General features: G+C 72.5%; 16 protein-coding genes. 7 read left to right on the top strand and 9 right to left on the bottom strand.

Translation table 11 applies throughout. The annotated features are described in order from the left end of the window. Positions 1-87: 87 nt before the first annotated feature. Entirely contained in the window at positions 88-2,997 is a 2,910-nt protein-coding gene (locus HUT10_RS26125; RefSeq protein WP_176173619.1) for an AAA family ATPase, read from the bottom strand. A 448-nt stretch (positions 2,998-3,445) separates the two neighbouring features. Between HUT10_RS26125 and HUT10_RS26120 the strand changes: the two genes are divergently transcribed. Further along, positions 3,446-4,549, top strand: a complete 1,104-nt coding sequence (locus tag HUT10_RS26120; protein ID WP_176173618.1) for a S1 family peptidase — start codon at positions 3,446-3,448, stop codon at positions 4,547-4,549. 98 nt (positions 4,550-4,647) lie between these two features. Here HUT10_RS26120 and HUT10_RS26115 read toward each other — a convergent pair whose 3' ends face one another. Further along, positions 4,648-5,052: an SsgA family sporulation/cell division regulator gene (locus HUT10_RS26115; RefSeq protein ID WP_091305351.1), complete on the bottom strand. Its 405-nt coding sequence runs from the start codon at positions 5,050-5,052 to the stop codon at positions 4,648-4,650. 556 nt (positions 5,053-5,608) lie between these two features. Then, positions 5,609-6,082, bottom strand: a complete 474-nt coding sequence (locus tag HUT10_RS26110) for an Lrp/AsnC family transcriptional regulator (protein ID WP_176173617.1) — start codon at positions 6,080-6,082, stop codon at positions 5,609-5,611. Positions 6,083-6,283: 201 nt separating this feature from the next. Here HUT10_RS26110 and HUT10_RS26105 point away from each other — a divergent pair, with 201 nt between their 5' ends. Next, entirely contained in the window at positions 6,284-7,270 is a 987-nt protein-coding gene (locus HUT10_RS26105; protein ID WP_176173616.1) for a beta-ketoacyl-ACP synthase III, read from the top strand. Here HUT10_RS26105 and HUT10_RS26100 read toward each other — a convergent pair. Further along, positions 7,261-8,751: an adenylate/guanylate cyclase domain-containing protein gene (locus HUT10_RS26100; protein WP_176173615.1), complete on the bottom strand. Its 1,491-nt coding sequence runs from the start codon at positions 8,749-8,751 to the stop codon at positions 7,261-7,263. The genes HUT10_RS26105 and HUT10_RS26100 overlap by 10 nt on opposite strands. Positions 8,752-8,814: 63 nt before the next feature. On the opposite strand from HUT10_RS26100, the gene HUT10_RS26095 reads away from it, so the two are divergent. Beyond that, positions 8,815-9,312: an FBP domain-containing protein gene (locus HUT10_RS26095; protein ID WP_176173614.1), complete on the top strand. Its 498-nt coding sequence runs from the start codon at positions 8,815-8,817 to the stop codon at positions 9,310-9,312. Here the strand turns inward: HUT10_RS26095 and HUT10_RS26090 are convergent. Both HUT10_RS26090 and HUT10_RS26085 read right to left on the bottom strand, forming a co-directional pair. After that, the gene (locus tag HUT10_RS26090) at positions 9,309-10,142 is read right to left on the bottom strand and encodes a class I SAM-dependent methyltransferase (protein ID WP_254897038.1); all 834 of its coding nucleotides are present in this window, start codon (positions 10,140-10,142) and stop codon (positions 9,309-9,311) included. The two genes, HUT10_RS26095 and HUT10_RS26090, sit on opposite strands and share 4 nt — an antisense overlap. Before the next feature lie 15 nt (positions 10,143-10,157). After that, complete coding sequence (locus tag HUT10_RS26085) at positions 10,158-10,847, bottom strand: FadR/GntR family transcriptional regulator (protein WP_176173613.1); 690 nt, start codon at positions 10,845-10,847, stop codon at positions 10,158-10,160. 43 nt (positions 10,848-10,890) lie between these two features. Between HUT10_RS26085 and HUT10_RS26080 the strand changes: the two genes are divergently transcribed. Together HUT10_RS26080 and HUT10_RS26075 are read left to right on the top strand one after the other, a co-directional pair. Continuing rightward, entirely contained in the window at positions 10,891-11,514 is a 624-nt protein-coding gene (locus tag HUT10_RS26080; protein ID WP_176173612.1) for a GNAT family N-acetyltransferase, read from the top strand. Then, complete coding sequence (locus tag HUT10_RS26075; RefSeq protein WP_176173611.1) at positions 11,511-11,879, top strand: VOC family protein; 369 nt, start codon at positions 11,511-11,513, stop codon at positions 11,877-11,879. The genes HUT10_RS26080 and HUT10_RS26075 overlap by 4 nt, the downstream gene beginning before the upstream one ends. Here HUT10_RS26075 and HUT10_RS26070 read toward each other — a convergent pair. Further along, complete coding sequence (locus HUT10_RS26070) at positions 11,876-12,682, bottom strand: hypothetical protein (protein WP_176173610.1); 807 nt, start codon at positions 12,680-12,682, stop codon at positions 11,876-11,878. The genes HUT10_RS26075 and HUT10_RS26070 overlap by 4 nt on opposite strands. Next, complete coding sequence (locus HUT10_RS26065) at positions 12,682-13,206, bottom strand: RNA polymerase sigma factor (RefSeq protein WP_176173609.1); 525 nt, start codon at positions 13,204-13,206, stop codon at positions 12,682-12,684. Before HUT10_RS26065 ends, HUT10_RS26070 begins: the two co-directional genes overlap by 1 nt. A 135-nt stretch (positions 13,207-13,341) precedes the next feature. Here HUT10_RS26065 and HUT10_RS26060 point away from each other — a divergent pair, with 135 nt between their 5' ends. Further along, the gene (locus HUT10_RS26060; RefSeq protein WP_176173608.1) at positions 13,342-14,115 is read left to right on the top strand and encodes a sulfite exporter TauE/SafE family protein; all 774 of its coding nucleotides are present in this window, start codon (positions 13,342-13,344) and stop codon (positions 14,113-14,115) included. Here HUT10_RS26060 and hisC read toward each other — a convergent pair. Beyond that, positions 14,096-15,160 (bottom strand): histidinol-phosphate transaminase, encoded by a 1,065-nt coding sequence (hisC, locus tag HUT10_RS26055; RefSeq protein ID WP_176173607.1) that lies wholly within the window; start codon positions 15,158-15,160, stop codon positions 14,096-14,098. The genes HUT10_RS26060 and hisC overlap by 20 nt on opposite strands. A gap of 146 nt (positions 15,161-15,306) precedes the next feature. Here hisC and HUT10_RS26050 point away from each other — a divergent pair, with 146 nt between their 5' ends. Further along, entirely contained in the window at positions 15,307-15,936 is a 630-nt protein-coding gene (locus HUT10_RS26050; protein WP_176173606.1) for a dienelactone hydrolase family protein, read from the top strand. Positions 15,937-16,008: the final 72 nt, after the last annotated feature.

The raw sequence follows: 16,008 nt of genomic DNA, 5'->3' as shown, positions 1-16,008 counted from the left end.
GGCCAGCGCGTCTCCCCGGAGGTCCGCCTGCGCCAGGCGGGAAGTGCCTCTTCTGTCACGCGCCCAAGGTAGGACGACGCCGTCCGGTTAGCCAGCCGGTGCGGTCGTCACTTCGCCGGGGAGCTTGCGGGCCACGTCCGTCCGCGAGCGGGCGCCGAGTTTCCGCAGCACCTTCGCCACGTGCTGTTCGACCGTGCGCGGTGAGAGGAACAGCCCGTCCGCGATCTCCCGGTTCGTCCGGCCCTCCGCCAACATCCGGGCCACTTCGCGCTCCCGCGGGGACAGTTCGCTCCCGTACCCCCGCCGTCCGCGTTGCGAGGGTGCCCAAGCGCCGTGCTCGCGCAGCTGGTGACGGCACCGGCCGGCGTCACGGGTCGCGCCGAGCTGTTCGTACGCCTCGGCCGCCGCGGTCAGCTCGTCCACCGCCGACCGGTTGCCCGCGGCGAGCCGGCACATCGACGCGCGTTCGCGCATGGCCGTCGCCGGGTAGGGCATCGGCAGGGCCGTGTAACCGGACGCGGCTTCGTCGAACAACGCCGCCGCGGCCAGGTGCTTGCCGCGCGCTTCGAGCAGCACCGCGCGGCCCGCCACCAGCGCGGCCGCGGCGACCGGCGCGTCACGGCCCTCGATACCCCGCGCGAACGCTTCGACCACGTTGTCGGCGTCCGGCCAGCGCTCGGCCCGCGCGTACGCCTGCGCCGCCGCCGGGACCAGCGCGGCCGCCCAGATCCAGACGCCCTTGCGCCCGGCCGCGGCCACCGCCGTGTCGGCCGCCGCGCACGCGCCGTCGACGTCGTCGGTCGCCAGCAGCACCGAGATCAGCACCCCGGCCGCCGAGAGGACCACGGGGATCGGGCCGCGGTCCGGCGCGTGCACGCTCGCCGCGGCCAGGTGCCGTTGCGCCGCGGCGAACTCCCCGCGCACGGCCGCCAGCCCGCCGAGCACCAGCGACGATTCCATGACGATCGGGCCGAGCTCCGGGTAGCTGTCCCGCAGCTGCTCGGCGGCTTCGGCCAGGCCGGTCCAGCGCCCGCGCACCCAGTCGAGCCGGACGCGGGTGCCCTGGATCAGGCCGATCGCGTACAGCGCGCCGGCGTCGGTCGCGCGCCGGACGCCCTCGGTCACCAGCCGCTCGGCGCGGTCGAGGTGCCCGGCCCACGACTGGCCGTCGGCCAGGTTGCACCACAGCCGGGCCAGCTGGACGCGCTCGGCGACGGTGCCGACGGTGTCCGACAGCGCTTCGAACTCCGCCCACGCGGAGCCGTCGCCGACGTGCGACGCGGCCGCGATCCGGTCGGCGGTCAGCGCGAGCCGCAGCTCGGGGTCGTCGAGCCGCTCGTACACCTCGCCCGCGCGGGCGCGCCAGGCTTCGTGCCACGACAACGGCGTCAGCCCGTCGATCGGCTGGGCGAGCAGGGTGATCCCGCGGGCGGCGAGGTCCGGCCGGTCGGTCAGCTCGCCGACCGCGCGCTCGACCTCCAGCCGGCCGCGGCCGAGCCCGCCGATGGTCCGGACCAGCAGCATGCCGACGCTCAGCCGGATCGACCCGCGGACCGACGGCGGGAGCGTCACCTCTTCGAGGACGCGTTGCAGCGTGCCGAGCACGTCGGGGCGGAACCCCCGCAGCGCGACCTGGCTCAGCTTGCCCGCCACGCGCCCGACGTCGGCCTGCGCCGGCCCGGGCTCGGCGAGCACCGACTGCAGGAGGTCGATCGCGCGGGACGTCTCGCCGCGGGTGATCGCTTCGTCGGCGGCCGCTTCCGCGTAGTGCCGCCACTGGTCGACGCGGCCCGCGGCGCGGGAGTGCCGGGCCAGCAGCGTGAGCGGCGGCGACGGCTGCGCGGCGAGCACGCGGATCGCCTGCGCGTGCAGCAACGCGCGTTCGGGCCCGCTCACCGTGTCGTAGACCGCCTTGCGCGCCAACGGGTGCCGGAAGCCGTACTTGCCGTCGCCCGCTTCGCCGAGTACGCCGCCGGAGAGGGCGTCGAGGAGCGCGGTGCGGAGGGTCTCACCGGACAGCTCGGCCAGTTCGCCGAGCACGGCGGCTTCGGCGGCGACGCCGAGCACCGCGGCCGCGCCGGCCAGCCGCACGGCGGGCCCGGGCAACGTGGCGAGCCGTTCGGTGACGGCTTCCCGCAGCAGCACCGGGACTTCGAGGTTTTCCAGCAGCCGGTCGGAGAGGACCTCGCCGACCGGCAGCCGCTCGGCCGCCTCCTTCAACGCCCGCAGCGTTTCTTCGGCCACGAACGGGATCCCGGCCGTGCACTCGTGCAGCTTCGCGGCGAAGTCGTCGGTGACCCGGGGGAGTTCGAGGATGTCGACGGCCAGCGCGCGCACGGCCGCGACGTCGAGCGCGCCGAGGGCGACGCGGGCGGAGTGGACCGCCGGGTCGGTGCGGAAGGGTGCCCCGAGCGGGCCGGGTCGCACGTCCGTGGCCGACCGGTAGGTGGCGACCACCGCCAGCTCGGGCGGCATCGAACCGGCTAGGAACCGCATGAGGTCACGGGTGTCCTCGTCGGCCCACTGGAGGTCGTCGATCAGGACGAGCGTGGGTCCGCAGGCCCGCAGGAGTTCCCGGACCGCCCGGAACACGCGGTGGCGTTCGGCGACCGGGTCGGCGAGTGGTTCGGGCTGCGGGGGAAGCGCTTCCGCGAGTTCCGGGAGCAACGGCCGCAGCACGCCGGCGACCGGGCTGAGCGGCCCGAGCGGAGCGTCGGCGACCGCGCGAAGCGCTTCCAGGACGGGCCCGTAGGGAAAGGGGTGCCGCAGCGGCTGGCAGGCGCCGGTGAGCACGCGGCCGCCGTCGAACTCCGCGCGCCGCCCGATCTCCGCGAGCAGCCGGGTGCGGCCCATGCCCGGCTCGCCTTCGATGAGGACGGCGGCCGGGCGTCTCCGCAGCACGGCGACGATGGCGTCGAGCTCGGTGTCGCGGCCGGTCAGCCGGGCGGGTCCCGACCGGACGGACACCGAGGTGGGGCGGGGGGCGGTCAGCCACATATGACCTCCTCGACGCGCACCGAAGAACTGGTGCGCGGAGCCTAAGCAGCGCTCAACCGTCCGTAAACCTTTCACCGAATACGTGGTGGGTGCTGTCGTCACACGTCCGCCTACGCCCTGTCACCGGTTTGCTGGGGGAACCGGGGGCATCGGGTCACCGAGCGTGCGAATCGGGGGCTTATCGCTCGTTCGATCGTCGCTTCACGCGTTCGAGTGGCTCGGGTAACTACTGAAAGTAGTTCACGGAAACCCTACTTACGGACCTGTCCGACTGGGTGACATCGAGCGCCTCGGCCCGCCTGGAGCAGGGGATACGTCCGCGGTGAATGCGTATACGCATTCGCCGGGCGCCCGGATTGCACCGTAACGCCCACTGCGGGGACGCTCACCACGGGAGTACCACTGCGTGGCCGGTGCGGAGCCGCGCGTAACCACCTTAGGGAGAAGCATGAAGATCGCGAGACTTCTCGGTGCCGCTGCCACCGCGGTCATGGCGACGGGCGCGCTGGCCGCGACCGCCGTCCCTGCGTCGGGCCTGGACCTGCTGAACCCCGACATCGTGCCCGCCATGCAGCGGGACCTCGGCCTGACCCACGACCAGGCGATCGCGCGGCTGAAGAGCGAGGACGTCGCGACCAGGGTCACCGAATCGCTCACCGCGGCACTCGGTGACGCGTTCGGCGGCGCCACCTACAACGCCGCCACCGGCAAGGCGCACGTCACCACGACGAACGCCGCGCTGGCCGGCAAGATCCGCGAAGCAGGCGCGGAGGCGGAAGTCGTGCGGTTCAGCGCCCGCCAGCTCAACTCCACTGTGGACAAGCTGAACGCGGCCGACAAGGCGGCTCCCGCCGCGATCACCGGCTGGGGTGTCGACGACGCCACCAACCGCGTCACCCTCGACGTGCTGCAGGGCCAGCGCGCCGCCGCGGACGCGTTCCTCGCCAAGTCCGGTGTGGACGCCGCCGCGGTGACGATCCGCGAAACGGCTTCGAAGCCGACCACCTACGCCAACATCCGCGGTGGCGACGCCTACTACATCGGCGGGTCTTCACGCTGCTCGGTCGGCTTCGCGACCACGACCGGTTTCGTCACTGCAGGCCACTGCGGCGCGCTCACCGGCGGCGGCTCGCTCACCGGGTCGAACGGCGCGGCGCTCGGCAGCTGGATCACCTACCGGTTCCCGAGCGTCGACTACGCGGCGGTCCGGACCAACAGCAGCTGGACCCCGGTCGCGCAGATGAACAACGGCACCGCGGTGCGCGGCCAGTCGAACGCGGCGACCGGCTCGTCGGTCTGCAAGGCCGGCTCCACCACCGGCTGGACCTGCGGCACCATCGGCGCCAAGAACCAGAGCGTCCGCTACGCCGAGGGCACGGTCAACGGCATGACGGCGACCAACGTCCGCTCGGCCGCGGGTGACTCGGGCGGCGGCTTCATCGCCGGCAACTACGCGCAGGGCGTCCTGTCCGGCGGCAACACGTCCGTGACGTACTTCTACCCGATCGCCGGCGCGCTTTCCGGCACCGGCACCACGCTGAAGACCAGCTGAGTCTTCCGCAGGAACAGCGAAAGGGCGGGTTTCGGGCGCCTCCAGCGCGCCCGAAACCCGCCCTCCGTTCCTCGCCGCGGGAATGGGAGGTTCAGGGGTCAGACGTTGCTGATCTCCTCGATCAGCCCGTCGACGTCGAAGTGCGCGCTCTCTTCGCCGAGCGGCACCAGTTCGATGGAGGCGTCCAGGAAGGTCCGGACGTCTTCGACCTCGAGCTCGAACGACGCATAGCCGTCCGGTGACTCGATTTCCAGGGTGAGGAAGTCTTCGTCTTCGGAGAGGTCCGGGCGGATCCGGACGTCGCCGAGGCCGGCCGGCTCGTCGAGCCCGGCGACGAGGAGGTCACGGGCGAAGGTCCACTCGATCCACCGGCCGCGCTCGGTCCGGAAGGCCACGGTCACCGCGAAGGGTTCGTGGGAGTGGTAGGACAGCCGGGACAGGACGGGCGTGGTGCTCTCGTTCAGCAGCACGAACTGGCTCTGGTGTACGGCGTCGGTGTGCACGGCCCCTCCTGGAGTCTCGCGGTCGGTTCGCGCGGCGCGAACTGTTCGGCAAGGAGATGACCAGGGCTTACGGTCATGACGGAGAAAGACTCACGTTCACTTGATCGGTTGCATCCGTCCATTGTGGTGTAACGCCGGCCACCTACCCCTTGCGCTCAGGCGGCCACCGGTGGTGACGGTTCCCGCAGCGCGACGGGCAGCTTCTTCCGCAGCACGAACAGCGCGGGAACGGCAGATGCGCCGCTTCGGCGAGCGCCTCCGCCGGGATGGCCCCGGTCGGGCCCGCGTTCGCGGAACTGTCCCGTGCGGGTCCGGCCAGGCCGCCGCGGAGGCGATCCGGCCCTCGCGCGGCAGGAGGCGGACCAGCACCGCCGCCACCGCGAAGCTCGCCGCGTTCACGTACGCCAGCAGGTGGAACGCCCACCGGCTGATGATCGCCGCCATCGCCGCCGCGCCGAGGCCCGCTCCCGCGAACCGGCCCACGGCCCGCTGCCCAGCGCGTCGATCAGCGTCGCGGCCGGAAAGATCCGAAGCATGCGTCCCCCGGCGGGACAGCCTACGGCTCGAGCGGCAGCTCCAGCCCCACTTTCACGCGATCCATCGCCACGCTGGTCGTGAAGTGGCGCACGTTCGGGTTGTCGAAGAACATCCGCCGGGTGAACGCCTCGAAGCCCGCCATGTCCGGGCACGTCACGATCAGGACGTAGTCCGCCGTTCCGGTGACGTAGTAGCACTGCTGGACGGCGTCCTCGGCCAGCACCTGGCGGCGGAAGCCGTCGAAGACCGCGAGGTTCTCGCGCTCCATCTCGACCGTCACCACGAACGTCATGCTCAGCCCGAGCGCCTCCGGCGAGAGCACCGCCACCTCGCGCTCGATGACGCCCGCCTCGCGCAGCCGCTTGATCCGCCGCTGCACCGCCGCGGCCGAGAGGCCGACCTTCGCGCCGATCGTCTCGGCGATCGTGCGAGCGTCCGACTGGAGGCAGGCGAGGATGGCGATGTCGAGCTGGTCGAGGTCAGGTGTCCGCACTTCAGCAGGCTAACCGGCACCCCCGACAGTCCGCCTGTGATCACTTCCGGGTGACCTCGCTCACTACTCCGTTCGAGGGGAAGATGAAACAACTTTTTCCGTGAGCTGGAACACAACTGACCGGTCTACCAGGGGGTAGCCCATAGAAGTGGAAGACCAGCCGGTCGCTCCGCCAACCCGCCGGCGTGGGGAGGCTCTCCCGTGCCCGCACCTGCCGCCGTGCTGACCGGTCTCGGTTCGTGGTTGCCGACGAAAGTCCTGGACAACCACGAAATCGCCGCCCGGCTCGACACCTCGGACGAGTGGATCCGGACCCGCACCGGGATCCGCGAGCGCCGCGTCGCGGGCCCGGACGAGTCCACTGTGGACCTCGCGGTGGGGGCCGGTCGCGAAGCGCTCGCGGGCACCTCCGCCGACGCCGTCGTCCTCGCCACGTCCACCCCCGACCAGCCCTGCCCGGCCAGCGCGCCGCAGGTCGCCGCCCGGCTCGGGCTCGGCACGGCCGCGGCGTTCGACGTCAACGCCGTCTGCAGCGGCTTCGTCTACGCCCTCGCCACGGCCGCCGGCTTCATCGCGGGCGGGCTGGCCGAGCGCGTGCTCGTGATCGGCGCCGACACCTTCACCACGCTCATCGACCCCGGCGACCGCACCACCGTGCCGATCTTCGGCGACGGCGCCGGCGCGGTGCTCCTGCGGGCCGGCGACCCGGACGAGCCCGGCGCGTTCGGCCCGTTCGACCTGCACAGCGAGGGCGAGCACGCCGAACTGCTCTGGGTCGAGGCCGGCGGCGCCCGGCGGCGGCTGTCCGACCAGCCGAGCGACCGCTTCCTCGCCATGCAGGGCACGGCCGTGTTCCGGCACGCCTGCGCGCGGATGGCCGAGTCCTCCCGCACGGTCCTGGACCGCGCGGGGTGGATGGTCGGCGACGTCGACCGCTTCGTCGGGCACCAGGCGAACATCCGGATCCTCCAGGCGACGGCGAAGCAGCTCGGCATGCCCGCCGACGCCGTGGTCGCCAACATCGACCGGGTCGGCAACACCAGCGCCGCGTCCATCCCGCTCGCACTGGCCGACGCCCGCGCCGACGGCACCCTCGTGCCCGGGCACCGCGTCCTGCTCAGCGCGTTCGGAGCTGGCCTGACCTGGGGTTCGACCGTGTTGCGCTGGCCGGACCTCGGTCAGCTCTGAGCGGCCGTCGTCCAGGTCGGCGTCGCCTCCTGGCGGCCGCGCAGCTCCAGCTCACCGTGCTTCTCCCAGTGCGCGGCTTCGCCCGGCAGGGCCGCGGAGACGACGGCGTCACTGGCGAGCACCCGTGCCGGGACGGCCTTGGCGAGCTCGGTGAGCCGCGCGGCCTCGTTGACCGCGTCGCCGATCACCGTGTACTCGAGCCGGCTGCTGGAACCGAGCTGCCCCGCGAACACCGGGCCGCTGGAGACGCCGATGCCGAGGTCGAGCTCGCCGGCCTCGCGCACCGCGTCCCGGATCGCCCGGGCCGCGGCCAGCGCGGCCGTCTGGGCGTCCGCGAGCCGCGTCGGGGCGCCGAAGATGCACAGCGCGGCGTCGCCCTGGAACTTGTTGACCAGCCCGCCGCGCGCGTTGACCGCGGAGACGACCGCGGCGAACAGCCGGTTCAGCTTCCCGACCAGCTCCTCCGGCGGGGTCCGGTAGGCGAGCGCGGTCGAGTCGACGACGTCGACGAACAACGCCGTGACCTCGCGGACGTCCCCCGAGAGGGAGGCGCCGTACTCGAGGGCGTGCCGGGCGACCTCGGCGCCGACGTGCCTGCCGAACAGGTCCCGCATCCGCGCCTGCTCGCGCAGGCCGGCGGCGAGCTGGTTCACCGACGTCTGGAGCCTGCCGATTTCGCTGGCGTCGTCGACGTCCACGGCGATGTCGTTGTTGCCGCGCGCGATCTCGTCGAGCGCCACACGCAGCCGGTGCAGCGGCGCCGCCACCGCCCTGGCCAGCAGGGCCGTGCCGATCGCGCCGAGAGCGAGGCCGATCACCGAAAGCATGATCAGGCTGGCGGTGTGGTCGCCGGAGCCCAGCTCCGGCGGGGTGGCGACGAGCAGCACGCCGACGAGCGGGACGCCGCTGGCCAGCGCCCAGGAGACGACCAGCCGGGACAGCACGGTGACCGGCAGCGAGCCGCGCGGCGGCAGGACGTCCAGCGCGATCGTCATCACCGGCCGCGCCACCCATTCGGCCGCGAGGTAGGTGAGCCCGACCGTGGTGAGCCCGCCGAGCCCGATCACCGTGGCCATGCCGACGGCGTCGTCGGCCGAGCCGAGCGCGCCGGCGAGCGCGGTGAGGATCACGGTGCCGATCAGCCAGAGCGTGCCGCTGACCACGGCCATGTCGACCGGCAGCCGCAACGCCCGCCGCGCCTCGCTCTCCGACGGCGGGCGGCCGAGCACGAACCAGATCGCGGTGCGGCGCTGCAGCCACGCCGTCCACAGCGTCCCGGCGAGCAGGGCCGCGGCGACGATGCCGGCCGCGGTCAGGCCGAGCACCCAGCCCCGGTCGCCGACGTCGCCGGGCAGGCCCTGCAGCACGAGCAGCAGGGCGACCACACCGGAACCGGCGACACTGGAGCCGATGCCGAGCCCGGCGAAGCCCAGGCTGGTGCGCAACACCACGCGGACGTTCTTCACGGCGATCTTGCGCACGGCGTCGATCGTACGGCCGAAAATGCGTGGCCACCGCCCGTGCCCGCTGGTTACCGTCCGATCATGGAACCACTCGGCCAGGACGAGATCCGGGCCTCGTTCGTCAACTGCACGCGCGGCGAAGCCAAGGGTGTGACGCTGCCCGCCCAGCCCTCGGAAATCCCGTGGGAGCGGCGGGAGTTCCTCGGCTGGCGCGACCCGAAGGCACCCGGGCGCGCCTACCTCGTGCTGCCCCACGGCGGTGAAGTCGTCGGGCTCGCCCTGCGTGCGGCACCGCCGCCGAAGTCACGCCTGCGCAGCAACATCTGCGGCTTCTGCACGACGACGCACGGGCTCGCCGACATCACGCTCTTCTCCGGCAAGCGCGCCGGGAAGTCCGGCCGTGACGGCAACACGCTGGGCATCTACGCCTGCGGGAATCTCGGCTGCTGCCAGTACGTCCGGGGCGAGCTCAAGTCCGACGTCCCCCAGCCGTTCGAGACGCTGACGCTCGAGGAGCGCGTCGCGCGGCTGGAAGAGAAGCTGCACAAGTTCGTGGCGCGCGTGCTGGAGTCGCGTTAGAAGCGGTACCGCACGATGTGCGCGGTCCGCGCCAGCGGCGGGAAGACCTTCAGCAACCGCAGCTGGAACCGGGTGATCGGCCCCATCTTGGCCAGCACGTCCGGGGTCGCCCAGTGTGCGGCGTCCAATGAGGACTCGAGGGTGAGGCCGCAGGGTTCGAGGTCGCGCGGGTCGTCGACACCCCAGTAGAGCGTCGCGCCCGCCCGGCGGACCGGGGTGTTGATCTTCTGGCTCTTGATGGCCATCCGGCTGAAGAGGTCGCAGATCAGCTCGCCGGACGGGAACTTCGCGGCCAGGCGGCGGAACAGCTCGGTGCCGGTCTCGGGCTTCAGGTACATCGTGAGACCTTCGGCGACGATCAGCGCCGTCCGGTCCGAGGGCACCTGGTCCAGCCACGCGAAGTCGGTCACCGACGTGCCGATGTGCGTCTGGTTCGGCGCCTTGTCGTAGAGCTTCTCCCGCAGCTCGATGACCTCGGGGTAGTCGACGTCGTACCAGTGCGCGCTCTCCGGCGGCGCGAGGCGCTGGAACCGGGTGTCCAGGCCGCAGCCCAGGTGCAGCACGATCGCGTCCGGGTGGGCGCGCAGGTACTCCGCGGTCCAGTCGTCGATCGGCTTCGCGCGCAGGACGACCGACACCGCGCGGTCCGGGGAGATGCCGATCCTGGAGAAGTCGTAGTCGATCCGGCGGACGGCGTCGTCCGCCGCCTTGTCGCCGAGGATCGGGTGGGCACTGCGGTAGTCGAGCGCGCGGCCGTAGAGCGTGGCCAGGTTGGTGGCCTTCTCTTCGGTGAAGTGGACCTTCTCCATCACGACCCCCAGAAGTTTCACAATGTTGTGAAAATTCTAGCGCGTTTCCGGGTGCGCGGCGAAGTCGTGCGCGTAGGTCTTGGCCTCGACCAGGTGCTTGAGGGTCAGCTCGCGGGCCGCGGCCGGGTCGGAGCGGCGGATGGCGTCGAGGATGGCGCGGTGGTCGGCGACGGCCTTGCGGATCTGCCCGGGCAGCCGCAGCGCTGCCCGCCGCTCCTCGCCGACCAGGGCGAGCACGGACCGCAGGAGCCCGGCGACGTCGTCGTTGCCCGCGTTCTGTGCGATCACCCGGTGGAACTCGGCGTCGGCGGCGATGACGTGCAGCATGTCGCCGTCTTCGGCGGCCTGCGCCATCTCGGCGACGTTGTCCTCGAGCCTGCTGACGGTCCGCGCGGTGGCGTGCCGGGCCAGCCGCTCGGCCAGGGTGGGCTCGACGGTCGCCCGGAGGTCGAAGAGCTTCTCGACGAGCTGGTCGTGCTCGGTGAACCAGGTCCGCAGCGGCTGTTCCTGCTGTTCGCGGACGTAGGTGCCGGAGCCGGCCCGGATCTGGACGTAGCCGATGGAGTCGAGGACCCGCAGCGCCTGCCGCAGCGAGCCCCGGCTGATGCCGAGCTCCTCGCAGAGCACCCGTTCGGCGGGCAGCCTGCTGCCCGGCGGCAGGTCGCCGGAGTCGATCCGCGCCCGCAGCCGGTCGACGGTCGCGCTCCAGACCTGCTCGGTGTCCACCCGCCCATCCTCTCAGCCCACGGAATTGTCGGGGGTGCCTGCCATGATCACCGGCATGGACATCTTGGGGGCGTGGGTGCAGGGCTGGGCGGTGTCGCGGGCGACGTCGCCGCCGGTCGCCGAGCCCGACGGCTACCGCGTCGACGTCGGCCTGCCCGGGCACCGGGTGCGGTACCTGCTGCGCGCGCCGGCGGCGGTGCCGGCCCGGGCGCGGGCGGCGGCCGCGCCCGGCACGTGGCTGAAGACGTGCGGCTCGCGTGCCGAGGTGCTGGCGGGCCTGACCCCGGCGTGGACGGCGGGGGAGACGGAGTACCTGATGGCCGTCGAGGGTCCGTTGCCACCGGTGGCGGTCCCGCCGGGGTACGCGGTGACGGTGACCGGCGAAGGGCCGGTGTGGCGGGTGCTGGTGTCGTCCGGCGGCGAACCGGCGGCCCACGGCCAGGTCGGGGTGGCGGCCGGCGTCGCGGTGTTCGACAAGATCGAGACGGAGCCGGCGCACCGCCGCCGTGGCCTCGGCCGGCTGGTGATGCACCGGCTGGGCGAGGCGGCGGCCGCGAGCTCGAGCGCGCTGCTGGCGTCCGAAGCCGGGCGCGGGCTGTACACCGCGCTCGGCTGGCGGGTGGTGTCCGACGTCGTCCCGGCGCACGTCCCGGAAGGAGCGGCATGACAGCGCGGTTCAAAGACCTCGCCTTGGACGCGAACGACCACCAGGCGCTGGCGGACTGGTGGTGCCGGGCGCTCGGCTACGTCCGCCGCGACTCGCTGACCGGCGACACGCGCCCGGACGACTGGCCGGTCCCGATCGTCGACCCCGCGGGCGAGGGGCCGCTGATCTGGCTCAACCCGGTGCCGGAGCGGAAGACGGTGAAGAACCGCATGCACCTGGACGTCTTCGGCGACCCCGCGGAGCTGGTGGCGATGGGGGCCACCCTGATCCGGGCGCGGGGAGGTGATGTCGACTGGGACCAGCTGGCGGACCCCGAGGGCAACGAGTTCTGCGTCTTCACCCCGCAGTCACTTCCAGAGCGCTAGAAGTTCAGCCCCGGATCCTGGGCCAAGGTCGCGAGCTCCTCGGCGGTCAACGGCAGCGGACCGGTGACCCCGATCGTGCCCCCCAGGTGGACCACGACGTAGCTGCCGTCCGCCCGGAAGTCGGTCACCGTGATGCTGTGCTGCAGCGTGCCTTCCCGGTCGGTGGTGTCCGCTTCGGACGTCATCAGGATCCCGCTGGTGCCGACGGCGGTGTAGCGGCAGGTCGTCGAGGGGCTGATCTGCGTCTTCATCGCCGCGCACAGCTGCCGGGGCTGGAACCGCTTCACCGGGTTGGTCGGCACGTACACGTCGACAGCGAGGTAGTAGCCGGTGTCCTCCGGCCCGCCGTGCTCGGTGATGCCCACCCCGCGCTGGCTGGTCGGCATGATGCCGCCGAAGTGGCCGGTCGTGAGGGAGTCGCGCCGGATCGGCTCGCCGGGGGGCAGCATCTCCGGCAGGACCGCTTCGAGGTGCTCCGCGATCTGCGGGGCCCGGGCGCCGATCCGCGCGTCGGTCGGCTGGGGGAGCTCGCCGGTGCCCGGCGGCCACCACCGTTCCCCGGCGGGTGGTGACGGCCGGGGCGGTGCCGCCGGCTGGACCGGGACGCCGGGCACGGGCCGGGTGACCGGGATGGCGACGGCGGCGGCCGCGGCGATGACGACACCGGCGCAGGCCAGCAGGATCGTGCGCCGTCGGTGCCGTCGGCGGGCGACCCGGGTGACGACCTCGTCGGGGTCGAACCCCAGTGGCGGTTCGGCGCGCACGGCCGCGGTGAACTCGCGGGCCAGCATCTGCTCGTCCATCACAGCTCGCTTTCTGCCAGCGCATCCGGGAAGGCGCCGCGGAGGGTCCGCAGCGCCCTGGTGGCCTGGCTCCGGACCGTGCCCTCCGAACACCGCAGCTCACGGGCCACTTCGGCGACCGGCAGGTCGCAGAAGTACCGCAGCACCAGCACCGCCCGCTGCCGGGGCGCGAGCGCCGCCAGCGCCGTGGCCAGTTCGGCACGCAGGCCGGCGTGCTGCTGGAGCACGGCCGGATCCGCCGCAGCGTCCTCGACCTCGGGCACCGCGCCGGTGTGCCGCTCGGACCGCCGCCACGGCCGCCGCCGTTCGTCGAGCCAGCAGCGGGTCAGCGTCTGCCGCGCGTAGCTCACCGGCCGGTCGGTGCCGCGGACCCGCGGCCACGCGCCGTACAGCTTGTGCAGCGTGGTCTGGACGAGGTCTTCGGCCAGGTGCCAGTCGCCGCACAGCAGGTAGCCGTACCGGCGCAGCGGCACGGCGTTGTCCCTGGCGAACTCGCGAAACCGATCCTCGTCGGCTGCCCGCATCGGGCCTCCCTCACTTCAGGTACGGCTTCTTACGCGGCGGCCGGCCGAAGCGCTGCATCGCCGTGAGTGTCTGACCTGACACATCTGCCGCGCGGGAGCGGCCCATGATGCTTAGGCTCCGCACGTGATTGCTTCATGACGTGGTGGCACGCGCTGATCATCGTGGTCGCCGGGATCTGGGCGGGGACGATCAACGCCGTCGTCGGCTCCGGGACGCTCGTCACCTTCCCGGTGCTCGTCGCGCTCGGCTACCCGCCCGTGACCGCCACCACCTCGAACGCCATCGGCCTGGCGCCCGGCACGCTCAGCGGGGCCTGGGGGTACCGGCACGAGCTCGAGGGCTACTGGCCGCAGACCGCGAAGTTCGCCGTCGCGTCCTTCCTCGGCGCCATCGGCGGCACCATCCTGCTGCTCTCGCTGCCGAAGGACGCCTTCGAAGCCGTCGTCCCGGTGCTCGTCGGGCTGGCCGTGATCCTCGTGATCATCCAGCCGAAGGTCTCGAAGTGGGTCGCCGAGCGGCGGGAGCAGAACGGGACCGAGCACAAACCCGGGCCGCTGCTGATGTTCCTCATCTTCCTCATCGGCATCTACGGCGGGTACTTCACCGCGGCGCAGGGCGTGATGCTGATGGCCGTGATGGGGATGCTGCTGTCGGAGCCGCTGCAGAAGCTCAACGGCGTCAAGAACGTCCTCGCCGCCGTCGTGAACCTGGTCGCCGGGCTCATCTACGCGTTCGTCGCGCCGGTCAGCTGGGCCGTCGTGCTGTGGCTGGCGGTCGGCTCGACCGCCGGCGGCTTCCTCGGCGCGAAGATCGGCCGGAAGCTGCCGCCGGCGGTGCTGCGCGGCGTGATCGTGGTGATCGGCGTCGCCGCCGTCGTCCAGCTCGTGGTCAAGCAGTTCGCGAACTGAACTCGCGGGCCGCGGCCAGGAAGAGGTCGTTCTCCTCGGGCGTCCCGATGGTCACGCGGACACCGTCGCCGGCGAACGGGCGGACCACGAGCTTGCGGTCCAGCGCGTGCTCGGCGAACGGGACGGCCTGGTCACCGAGCGGCAGCCAGACGAAGTTCGCCTGCGTCTCCGGCACCCGGTAGCCCGCCGCCAGCAGGGCGTCCCGCACCCGCCCGCGCTCGGCGACGATGTCCTGGCAGCGGGCCAGCAGCTCGTCGGCCGCGTCGAGCGATGCCAGCGCGGCCACCTGGGCCAGCATGTTCACCGAGAAGGCCACGTACACCTGGCGAAGCGCGTCCGCGATCGGCTCGGGCGCGACCGCGTAACCGACGCGAAGGCCGGCGAGGCCGTACGCCTTCGAGAACGTGCGGAGCACCATGACGTTCGGCCGGCTGCGGGTGTACTCGACACCGTCGGGCACCTCGGGGTCGGTGACGAACTCCTTGTAGGCCTCGTCCAGCACGACCAGCACGTGCTCGGGCACCGCGGCCAGGAACCGCTCCAGCTCGGCGCGCCGGACCGCCGTCCCGGTCGGGTTGTTCGGGTTGCAGACGAAGACCACGCGCGTCCGGTCGGTGATCGCCGCGAGCATCGCGTCGAGGTCGAGCTCCTGGCCCTCGGTGATCGGCACCTTCACCGAGACGGCGTTCGCGACCTGCGTGACGATCGGGTACGCCTCGAACGAGCGCCAGCCGAAGATGACCTCGTCGCCGGGCGCGCACACTGCCTGGATCGTCTGCTGGCACAGCGACACCGAGCCGCAGCCGATCGCGACCCGCTCCACCGGCACGTCCAGCTCGCGCGCCAGCCGTTCGCGCAGCGCCTGCGAGCCGGTGTCCGGGTAGCGGTTGATCCCGGCCGCGGCCGCGGCGATCGCCTGCGCGACGCTCGGCAGCGCGCCGCCGGGCACCTCGTTGCTCGCCAGCTTGATCGCGCCTTCGATCGTCCGGCCGGGGACGTATTTCGGCAACGATTCGAGATCGGCACGCGGGGACACGGACGGCATCTTCGGCGCTCCTGGAAATCGACGGGACGACCCGCTCACCGTATCTTTTCCGCCCGCCGCCCCGCGACTCCCTTCAAGCGGTCCCATCGCGGCGACCTGCGTCACCGGGCTTCCTCCCGTTCACCTCCAGGTGGTTGGGTGAAGCAATGACGTCGACCTCCACCGTGGACTACCAGCGCACCGACGGCCGGACCCTGCGCCTGACCTTTTCGGAACCCGAAGGCGCGCTGCGCGGTGGCTTGGTGGTGCTCCACGAGGCCGACGGCGTCACCGACGGCGTGAAACTGCTGCTCGCCAGCCTCGCCACCGAGGGCTGGCTGACCGTCACCCCGCACCTCGAGAACGACCGCCTCACCCAGCAGGACCTGCTCGACGCGACCGACTTGACGCTGGCCTGGCTGGTCGAGCGCGGTGTCCAGGCGGACCTGCTCGGCGTGATGGGCTTCGACCTCGGCGGCACCGCGGCGCTGGTCGTCGCGTCGCACCGCAAGCTCGGTGCGGCGGTCAGCGTCGGCGGGCAGCAGGCCGCGGAGCTGCCCGCGCTGGTCGAGATCGCCGGGAAGCTCACCAGCCCGTGGCTGGGCATGTACGGCGACGCCGGCGACGAGGCGGGCGGCGCCGACGTCGAGCGCCTGCGTGACGCCGCCGCGTCGGCGAAGGTCGCCACCAACGTCGTCCACTACCCGGGCGCGAACCACCGCTTCGACGCCGATCCGGGCGCGGCCGCGGAGGCCTGGCAGCGCACGCTGAACTGGTTCGACGCGCACCTGCGGTGAGTGTGGCCGGGCCACATGCTTACCCGGGTTTCCGTGTCGGTTCCGACCACGGTGACTTCCGGATCCGAGGGA

The sequence above is a fragment of the Amycolatopsis sp. Hca4 genome, assembly GCF_013364075.1.
Classification (GTDB): Bacteria; Actinomycetota; Actinomycetes; order Mycobacteriales; family Pseudonocardiaceae; genus Amycolatopsis.
Note: the sequence above shows the minus strand (reverse complement) of the source record. Positions and strands in the feature narration are given on the sequence as shown.

What these genes read in the sequence shown, in the direction of transcription:
- HUT10_RS26075 (WP_176173611.1), top strand. Translation starts at nt 11,511, where the DNA reads ATGACAGCGCGGTTCAAAGACCTCGCCTTGGACGCGAACGACCACCAG.
- HUT10_RS26065 (WP_176173609.1), bottom strand. Translation starts at nt 13,206, where the DNA reads ATGCGGGCAGCCGACGAGGATCGGTTTCGCGAGTTCGCCAGGGACAAC.
- HUT10_RS26070 (WP_176173610.1), bottom strand. Translation starts at nt 12,682, where the DNA reads ATGGACGAGCAGATGCTGGCCCGCGAGTTCACCGCGGCCGTGCGCGCC.
- HUT10_RS26060 (WP_176173608.1), top strand. Translation starts at nt 13,342, where the DNA reads ATGACGTGGTGGCACGCGCTGATCATCGTGGTCGCCGGGATCTGGGCG.
- HUT10_RS26080 (WP_176173612.1), top strand. Translation starts at nt 10,891, where the DNA reads ATGATCACCGGCATGGACATCTTGGGGGCGTGGGTGCAGGGCTGGGCG.
- hisC (WP_176173607.1), bottom strand. Translation starts at nt 15,160, where the DNA reads ATGCCGTCCGTGTCCCCGCGTGCCGATCTCGAATCGTTGCCGAAATAC.
- HUT10_RS26125 (WP_176173619.1), bottom strand. Translation starts at nt 2,997, where the DNA reads ATGTGGCTGACCGCCCCCCGCCCCACCTCGGTGTCCGTCCGGTCGGGA.
- HUT10_RS26120 (WP_176173618.1), top strand. Translation starts at nt 3,446, where the DNA reads ATGAAGATCGCGAGACTTCTCGGTGCCGCTGCCACCGCGGTCATGGCG.
- HUT10_RS26050 (WP_176173606.1), top strand. Translation starts at nt 15,307, where the DNA reads ATGACGTCGACCTCCACCGTGGACTACCAGCGCACCGACGGCCGGACC.
- HUT10_RS26095 (WP_176173614.1), top strand. Translation starts at nt 8,815, where the DNA reads ATGGAACCACTCGGCCAGGACGAGATCCGGGCCTCGTTCGTCAACTGC.